Below are 9133 nucleotides of genomic sequence, written 5' to 3'. Positions count from 1 at the left end.
TGTGTCTCTGTGAATCTTGTCTTTTTCATCTTTTACAGTTTAAAATTAATAAATTTCTCTATTTTTAAACTGTCTGGTTTTTAGGGACACTTACATTAAGGCTTTATATTATTATACAAGATTGTTTAGAATATCCTCCAATTCTAAAACTCTTTCTTTTACTTTCTCCATAAGATGTATAGCAAGAAGAATTTGTCCATCTCGTCCAACATTCACTTGCAGATCATCAAAACTTTGGAAAAGCTTCGAATAGCTTTCAGTATATAAAAGCCATTCTTGTTGATTTTTCTCTAATTTATCTTTTTGTGTATCGTTAAGTTTTTGAAGCAAAGAATTATAAATATTCTCTAATTCTTTATCCCAAAATTCTTTATGTTTACTGATGTGCTCAAAATATTCAAGATTGGTATTACCTCCGTAGTTTTCAAACGATTCATCAATCCAATGCTTAACCTTTTTATCTTCTGTTTGAAAAATATGACCTCTTTTAACTACTTTATTATTAAGTGATTCTATAAGTTCTGGACCGACTTCTATTATCCAATCTCCAGTTCTTCCGTCATATTCTACACCATGCGAAGCTTGGTTTAGTGTATAAAGAATATCTCTTAGTACGTTGCTTTCCTGAATAGTCAAAATATTTTTATCGGATAATAACTTGATTATTCTAGAAATTGACAAATTTTGTTCCTCCAGATTATATTTTTTAGCAATTCCTCTAAGCCTTTTCTCAATTTCAATTCTTAAACTTACAAGTGCAAGTGCTTGATTTGTATTTGCGATTTCTATAAAATCATAATCTTTGGTAGTTGCTACATTTGTTTGTTGTTCATCAATTAATCCAACTTCTTTTGCTTCTTTTTCAATTTTTTCTAGGTCTTGAAATTCTAGTTTTACGCCACCTGGCAATTCAACAGATTTAAAAAGAGGCTCTACCCAAGGAATAAGGATTAAACAAAATAATATAACTGTAATCAAATCAATATTTAGATTAGGAAATATTAAATGACAAGCTATAAATATTGTAGCTGTAATAGAAATGATTATTTTAATCGTCTTTTTCGATTTCATTTACAATTGCGGAGGATTTTTATAAATAAACTTTATTTTCCTGTCATAACTTTTTGTAAACTCTCTATCTTTTCTTGAAGTTCGTCAAAAGTTAAAATCTCAACATCTCTACTATTACTTCTAAATAACTCAAATGAATATTTTTGATTACTATCTAAATCTTTTGTAGAGCCAATCAATACAACACATTTCGAATTAAAAGTTTCTAGATTTCCATTTTGCATACTTTTGATTTTTGTAGCATAAAATTCCTTTTGGAAATTATCTCTCTGATTTAAAACTTGTACAATTGAACCAGTTAAATCCTTTGAAGCACTGTAAACATCATCTCCTCTGTATGCTGTTTTCTCAAGCATTTTTGTCTTATGAGTTTTTATTTCGAGAAATGAAACATTATCACTTAAACTATTCTTTATTAGAAAATCATTGAATTTTCCATTCGAATTATCTATTGTTTTACCACCAACATAAGCTTCTTTCTTATATAGAATAACTGGTTGAGCAAAGATTGAAGAAAATATCCAACTATTATCCTTTAAAAATTCTTGCCATTGTTTTTCTAAACTCTCACTTTCTGTTTTTAAAGCGATTAGCTCTTTATACTTTTTTAAGGTTTGCTGAATATATTTATTGTCAACAATTTCTTTAGTTTTAGCAAGAGCTTCATTTGATAAAAAATCTGTGTCTATTGATAATTTCTCAAACAAATCTTTTATAGCATTTTTATCGGCATCTGAAAATTCATCAATATTATTTCCCCAAGCAGATAATGAGGTAGCAAGTGCATTGGCAATATATGTCTTTTCAGGTTTTGTAATTTCAGAAGGAAATAATTTATAAAGATTTATTTTTAAAACGGAATCTACTTCCTCTTTGTTCTTTTTATAAATATCACTAAAAGAACTATTTAAATTGGACAATACAATTTCATTGAGGTAAAGTTTTTTATTTGGAATATCTAATTTAATTTTCCCTGATTTTTCTATAATTACTTCATCAATATCATAATTTTCATTGATATAAAAAGCAAATGGATTTAGAGATTTCGTAAACCCCCAACCGTAACTTACTGCCTTTACAACTCCTACTGGAAGATTATTTTTGAAACCTTTATAAATGAATTTTTTAATTGTTTTATATTTACTTCCTCCTTCGAATCCTCTTGGATAATGGACAATTTGGTCTATTTTTTTATAATTCTCTCTTGAGATTTGTTTAATTTTATTAGCATCATCATAATAAAAATAAACTTCTTTAGTAGCCAAATCCTTTTCTAATTTTTCTCCAATAAAATCTGCCATAGTCGTCGATTTTTATCTAAAATATTGATGAATTATAAAAATATTATTTCCCCTCAATTAACTTCTCAAACCTCGCCATCATATCATCCTTTTCCTTTAACATACGCTCATAAAGGGCGATTTTTTCATCATATAATTCGACTACTTTATCAATAGGATTGAATGTTGGATAATAGTTATATAGTGAATTTCCAGAAGCATTGTCATTATTATTGACTGTATTTGAAATGATATTTACCACTTGTTCTTCATCAAAATTCTCAATAGCCTCTGTAGGCACTTTCAGGATTTTAGCCACTTGTTCTAAAATATCCTTTTCTACGGTGTCTTTTTGTTCGAGGAGAGAGATTTTCTTTTGGTTCCAGTCATCGCCCAGTTCAAAAGCTAAGGCTTCCTGCTTAATGCCTAGCATTTCACGGAAACGCTTGATATTTCTTCCCTGGTGTATTTTCTTGTTTGGCATATCGGTATGTATCATAAATCTCAAATATACTGTTTTTAGTTAAAATAATTAATAACTATTAGTGTATAAAGTGTCTAAATTATGCTTTTTCCGGAATAAAATATCTCAATTGAGAATTGATTATGCTATAAGACTTGCGTTACTTCACAAAATAAAGCACAATGTAATGGAAAAACATAGACGGAAACAAATATAAACCATTTGTAATATGCCTAATTACGGTAAACCGTAATATGTAAATCTATGTAATATCTACCCAAAAACACTACTTATGAAGCCAGAAAAAAGAATCACAGAAAACAAGGACAAAAACAACGAAAAAAACAAAGAAGAACTATTGGAAATCCGCCGTCTTACCGTATCTGCCGTATACGCAGATAGTGAAGGTTACCGCAAAAATGAATACGCATCAAGAATTCTGCTTCTTGGCAAATGGGTTCGCAAATGCGGATTCGAAGAAAACGACAAACTTACGGTTTGGATATACAAGGGTAGGATAGTGGTGGAAAAGGAAAAGCCTGGCATGATAGACACCAAGCTATTAGCCCGTGTACAGGACGAAAGCAGCCGGCTTCTCCGAAAGAAAATCAAGGAAATGGTAGATCCCGAAGTATTCGAGCAATTAAGGTTCGTAAGCGGAGAAATTAAGGTGAAATAATTGATTTTCAAAAATGTAAATTGTTGATTTAATGTGAAATATAGCCATTATATAAAGTAGAATTTCTCTATATTATGTTAAGTATAAATTCCAATTGAGACACTCAAAAAACAAATAAAAACCAGTGAATAAATGGACGTGGCGAAGCGTAAAAAATTATAAACTGTTTGAACATAAACTGAAGGTTTATGAGTATAAAAAACAAACCGCGAGTAATGCTTCAAAGCCTTGAAAATTGAATCAAAATAAAATTTCAAATTCCTGAGCATTGGTCAAAAAATAAATAGACAGACCGAGCGTCAGGAATTTGTACAGTGAGAATTTAATGTAGGGATTTAATCCCAATCATATATGATTCTTTGCAAATTTCCAGAGATTCAGGCATAATGAACTGATATATGGCTACCTAGGCTGCGATAATTATTTATCCTATAATTAATATTATGTTAAATAGAATATTTTTTATGATGAAATAACCTTCCTTATTCTACTTCTTTTCAGCTCCAAACAAAACCTTATTTCTGAACAGCAGCATTACAATAACAGCTAGTATCAGCATTGAATATGGAAATGATCCTGCTCCTAATCTGTCCAATAATATCCCGCCCATAACGCCGCCTAAAGCAACTGCGAGATTGAATATTGTGACAAACATTGACTGTGCTATATCCGAATATTCTCCAGCTTTATCTGCAACAGCTTTCTGTAATAATGTTGGTATTCCGCCAAATGAGATTCCCCAGAAAATTATTCCTATGTAAAGTAATGATGGCCAATATGAAGCAACTATCATAAGCACAATACCAATCCCAAACATTACAGTACCTCCTTTTGTAAGAGCTGCGAGATTTTTATCTATGAGGAAACCTGTAATTATAATACCAGACAATGAAGCAAGGCCAAATACCAATAGTAATAAATCTACTTTGTGTGAAAGTCCAAAATTGGATAAAAATGGTGATATATAGGTATATAAGATATTGTGGGCCAGAATCCAGAGGAACATAATTAACAATAATTGTCTTATGCCATCGAGCATGAATACCCGGTACACACTCACCTTCTTTTCTGTTTTTATACCCTTTATATCAGGTAATGATGTGGCTATCCAGATAATTAATAAAAAAGAGATAACAGACATTATAGCAAAAGCACCATTCCATCCAAATATTTTTCCCAGCCATACAGCCAACGGAACTCCCGCTGCTAGAGCTATGGGCTGGCCTAAGCCAACCATCGCAATTGCTCTGCCTTGTATATCCTCCGCTACTATTCGTTTGGAGTACCCTATCAATAGTCCCCATGTTACTCCGGCAGCCATACCAGCTATAAAACGGGCTACAAGCGTTAGTATGTAGTTAGAAGACAATGCAGTAATAGCATTGAATATAAAAAATCCTGTTATCGCTAATAATAAGAGTCGTTTTCTGGACCAGTGTAATGTAAGGGCAATTATAGGAATAGCAGCAAGTACCGATCCTAAAGCATATAAGGTGATCAATTGCCCTGCCAGCGATTCTTTTATTCCCAGGCTTTGGCCAATTTCTAATAATAACCCTGCAGGCATGGTTTCAGTCATAATTGCTATAAATCCGGCCAACGTCAATGGAATCAGCTTCAGTATGGGTAATTTCTTCGACAGATTCTTGTTTTGTGAAATATTATTCTTCTCTTTCATAATTTTTAAAATTTTCCTGATAGCAAAAATAAACCGGTAAATAGTATTTTTATCGGTATAATTTTGTTGCAATATTGTACATTTATAGTATGAAAAGAGAAAGTTTGCACCAGCAGTTTGAGATTATATATTCAAAAACAGATGAATGCCCTATTACCGACACTAAATTTAATTTCTTTCAGTTCGTACATATTCTTTCAGGAGAAGGTACCCATGAAGTTAATGGGAATCGAATTGCATATCAGACAGGTACATTTTTATTACTCACCCCTCACGATTACCATACCTTTTTTATCGAAAAAACAACAGAGTTTCTTCTCATCCGCTTTAATCAGGGATATATCAAAGAATATACATGGAAAAGTATTGACCATATTGAATGTTTATTGCGTAATGCATCTCACGTCTCGGGCTGTATTATTGAAAACAAGAATGATAAATCACTCGTTAGTTCAATCGTAGCATCCATACTTCATAATCTAAGGAATAATGATCTGTATAATAATGATCTGAATCAGCACCTCGTTAATGCCCTTATTGTAATAGCAGCAAGAAATATAGCAAAATTCAAACCCGAAAACTTAAAGCCACATGCAGATAAAAGAATATTGGATATTATAGCCTATATACAGACCAATATATATAATCCGGATTTAATAAAGTCTTCTGTGCTTTGCGAAAAATTCGGAGTATCTGTTAACTATCTAAGTACTTATTTTAAAGAACAGTGTGGAGAGACTTTGTCTCATTTTATTGCGCAATACAGGTTACAGCTTATAGAATACCGTCTTAAATATAGTGATATACGTATTAATGAACTTGTAGAAGAATTCGGTTTTACAGATGAAAGCCACATCAATAAGTTTTTTAAAAAGCATAAAGGAGTAAATATGGGAATGTATAGAAAGCAGTATTTATAAAAAAGCAGACAGGTGCACTAAAACCCGTCTGCCCAAAACTGTCTCACAGCTTTTAACAACAAAATTAAACTAAACTATGAAAAAATATATTGATGATGGTTTGTTGTTTCATATCTATAAATTGTTTGTTTCCAATACTTTTGTATCCTTTTTATCCAAAGCGATCAATGTAGGAATCATAAAAGACAATCCGCCTACAAGGGCTGTTAAAGCACCTAATACTATAAAGGCCTGATTGATTCCTATTGCTTCAACAAGAAAGCCTGTAGAGAAAAGCCCGATCATGGAAGGCAAAAGAATCAGACTGAAGTATAATGAGAATACGCGTCCCAGAACTTCCGGCTTTACTTTTTCCTGAACAATTGTTGTAAACGTTGCGCTTTCTACCGAGTATGCAGCCCCGCATATTCCCATCAGAAAAATGAAAATGAGAAATGCAGTTGAAGGAAGAAATCCGGACCATGCCAATAATATTCCTGTTATAATATTCATTATATTGATAATAAATATCTTATTAACCGTTGGTTTCCAGATGCTGAGAATACCACTGCCAACAAGCATACCGATACTCCAGAGAATTTCTACCAATCCCATTTCGAACTTGCCACCATTAAAATGGTTTATTGTTATCAACGGAAGCAACGGAATGGTTGGGATTACAAATAAGGCCGACATTACAGAAACTCCGAATAGCATATACAAACCTTTGTTGCTTCGGATAGCATTGAATCCGGTCTTCATATCCTGTATAACATTTCTTATGCCTGCTTTGGCTTTTTTATAGTTATTTGTTTCAGGGATTTTTATAAAAGCCAGTGATACTACAGCGATTGCAGCTCCTGCAATATCGAATAACAGCACCTTCCCTATTGAAAAAAAGCTTATTGAAAGCGCTCCTAGCGCAGGCCCTGCAATACCAGACACAGACTGGATGATCTGGTTAACTCCTGCAATACGCAATAATTGGGATTTGGGAGCAATCATAGGAATTGCGGCCTGCATTGAAGGCATATGAAATGCCGAACCTATTGAACGAAGTGAAAGCACAATAAAAATCATTGTAAGGCTTTCGTAGCCCAGATAAAAACAAACAGACATAATAAGTGTACAGACAGCAACAAAGCTATCGGAAAGCATCATGGTTGTTTTCTTGTTCCAACGGTCTACATAAACACCTGCAATTGGTCCCAGAATAGCTTGTGGAAGCATTCCTGCAATTACAGCATATGCCAGAACTTCTGCAGATCTGGTCTCGAGACTGAGCCAGATAATAATTGCGAAATTAACAGCAGAACTGCTGATCAGTGATATAAACTGACCAATCCAGATAAGCATGAATCTTTTTAACCAGGTTTGTTGCATATTGTGTTTTCGTTATTTCGGGATGCTGTTCCCGATTCTGACTACAAAAGAAGAAATATTAAGAGCTGATGCATACATTATTCTTACCCAATCGGAAATAATGACTTCTGAAACGGAAATAATGCCAGATGGAATGAAACGAACTTTGTTTAAATAAAAATGGCAGATCCGAAGATCTGCCTGCACGAAATTGTTAATACAATTTCAAACAACAAATTAAATGAGAAAAATGATATATATAATAGTGTTGTTTTCTAAATAGAGTCAGTAGCACCTCCCAATGCTCTGTACAACTCTACCATACTGTTCAGCCTGTCCAGCTCTATGGTATTTTGTTCTAATTCATTCTGTAATTTTGCACTTTGTGCGGAGATTACCTCCAGATAAGTAGCCATACCATTCTTGTACAGCAACGTTGCATCTTTAGTTGCTTTCTCCAAAGACTCCCCTTTTCTGGATACCAGATTTAGTCTGTCTGTGCTGCCTTTATAATTGGCCATAGCATTGGACACCTCTCCTACAGCTGTCATAACGGCTTGTTTAAACTGAATAGCAGCTTTTTCCTGCTCTATAACAGCTGTTTTGTAAGCTGTCTGCAGTTCCTTCTTCTGAAAGATAGGCTGGGTGAGATTTGCTGCAAGGTTTTTGGTTATCGAGCCTGGTAAATCAAACCATTTATTGAACTTAAAGGAGTTAGCTCCTACTTGTGCAGATAGGCTAATAGACGGATACATAGCCGTTTTAGCCAGTCCTGTTTTTGCATTTAAAGAAATAACAGCATATTCTGCAGCTTTAAGATCCGGGCGACGGCTAAGCAATTCTGCAGGAACACCAGATCCGTAAATTTCTTCAGGTGTTACACTTTTAAGGCTATTTGCTCTGGAAATACTATCCGGATATTCCCCGCAAAGTATACTTAGCGCACTTTCCTGTACACTTATATTCTGCTTCGCCAGAGGAATAATAAGTTCGGCTGTTTTCTTTTGCGCTTCTGCCTGCTCTATAGCCAATGAATTAATCTGCCCTGAGTTGTATTGCAAACGCATCATGCGCAGAATATCTTCACTAAGCTTTACATTTTCATTTGCTATTTTAAGCTGCTGATTGAGGCTTATTAAATTGTAGTATGCCTGAGCTACCTGAGCAATAATACGGGTTTTCAGGGCTACGACATTTTCCTTTTGTCCAAAATAATCTGAAATAGTCTGGTCTTTACGCAGCTTTGTTTTTCCCCATATATCTGCTTCCCAGGATATTCCCAGATTCAATGTATAGTCATCGATATATTTGGTGCCAATAAACTGTTCTGCCATAGAGCCATTCATACTGTTTTTAGATGGATAACTTCTGTTGGCGCCTATTGTTGCCTGAGCTGTTGGCAGTATTGATAATTTTGCCTGCTTCATCGCCAGATCCAGCTGATCTATGGTTTTTAGGGCCACAGCAACATCATTGTTATTATGCAAGGCTTTCTCAATCAATGCAACCAGTTGAGGATCTTTAAAAAATGTCTTCCATGGTAACTGTACATGATCTCCTGTTAAATTAACCTCCGATTTATATTGTACCGGCATGTTTAGCTCCGGGCGTGTGTATTTCTGAGCTACGGAACAGGAGCTTACCAATGCGCCAATTGCAATTGCTCCCAGCCAGTTTGTTATTGTATTCTTGTTCATTACG

General features: G+C 34.0%; 8 protein-coding genes. 2 read left to right on the top strand and 6 right to left on the bottom strand.

Going from position 1 to position 9133, the window contains the following annotated elements; translation table 11 throughout:
* Nucleotides 1-111: 111 nt before the first annotated feature.
* From C8J95_RS06020 to C8J95_RS06010, 3 genes are read right to left on the bottom strand one after another with little or no spacing between them, the layout of a single operon-like run.
* On the bottom strand, nt 112-1071 hold the full coding sequence (locus C8J95_RS06020; protein ID WP_107809435.1) for a lysozyme inhibitor LprI family protein: 960 nt from the start codon (nt 1069-1071) through the stop codon (nt 112-114).
* Nucleotides 1072-1103: 32 nt separating this feature from the next.
* Nucleotides 1104-2372: a Shedu immune nuclease family protein gene (locus tag C8J95_RS06015; protein ID WP_107809434.1), complete on the bottom strand. Its 1269-nt coding sequence runs from the start codon at nt 2370-2372 to the stop codon at nt 1104-1106.
* A 43-nt stretch (nt 2373-2415) separates the two neighbouring features.
* Nucleotides 2416-2850, bottom strand: coding sequence for a helix-turn-helix domain-containing protein (locus C8J95_RS06010; RefSeq protein WP_107809433.1), 435 nt, complete (start codon nt 2848-2850; stop codon nt 2416-2418).
* 256 nt (nt 2851-3106) lie between these two features.
* Here C8J95_RS06010 and C8J95_RS06005 point away from each other — a divergent pair, with 256 nt between their 5' ends.
* Nucleotides 3107-3493 (top strand): hypothetical protein, encoded by a 387-nt coding sequence (locus C8J95_RS06005; protein ID WP_107809432.1) that lies wholly within the window; start codon nt 3107-3109, stop codon nt 3491-3493.
* Nucleotides 3494-3980: 487 nt separating this feature from the next.
* Here C8J95_RS06005 and C8J95_RS06000 read toward each other — a convergent pair whose 3' ends face one another.
* Nucleotides 3981-5171 carry an MFS transporter gene (locus C8J95_RS06000; RefSeq protein WP_107809442.1) on the bottom strand — a complete coding sequence of 397 codons (1191 nt, stop codon included), beginning with the start codon at nt 5169-5171 and terminating at the stop codon, nt 3981-3983.
* An 89-nt stretch (nt 5172-5260) separates the two neighbouring features.
* Between C8J95_RS06000 and C8J95_RS05995 the strand changes: the two genes are divergently transcribed.
* Nucleotides 5261-6091 (top strand): AraC family transcriptional regulator, encoded by an 831-nt coding sequence (locus C8J95_RS05995; RefSeq protein WP_107809431.1) that lies wholly within the window; start codon nt 5261-5263, stop codon nt 6089-6091.
* Between the two features lie 114 nt (nt 6092-6205).
* On the opposite strand, the gene C8J95_RS05990 is transcribed toward C8J95_RS05995, so the two are convergent.
* Both C8J95_RS05990 and C8J95_RS05985 read right to left on the bottom strand, forming a co-directional pair.
* Nucleotides 6206-7453: an MFS transporter gene (locus C8J95_RS05990; RefSeq protein ID WP_107809430.1), complete on the bottom strand. Its 1248-nt coding sequence runs from the start codon at nt 7451-7453 to the stop codon at nt 6206-6208.
* A gap of 254 nt (nt 7454-7707) precedes the next feature.
* Complete coding sequence (locus tag C8J95_RS05985) at nt 7708-9129, bottom strand: TolC family protein (RefSeq protein ID WP_107809429.1); 1422 nt, start codon at nt 9127-9129, stop codon at nt 7708-7710.
* Nucleotides 9130-9133 lie beyond the last annotated feature (4 nt).

Source organism: Elizabethkingia sp. YR214 (assembly GCF_003058195.1).
GTDB lineage: Bacteria > Bacteroidota > Bacteroidia > Flavobacteriales > Weeksellaceae > Elizabethkingia.
The sequence above is the reverse complement of the archived record's forward strand: the minus strand, read 5'-3'. Positions and strand labels throughout refer to the sequence as shown.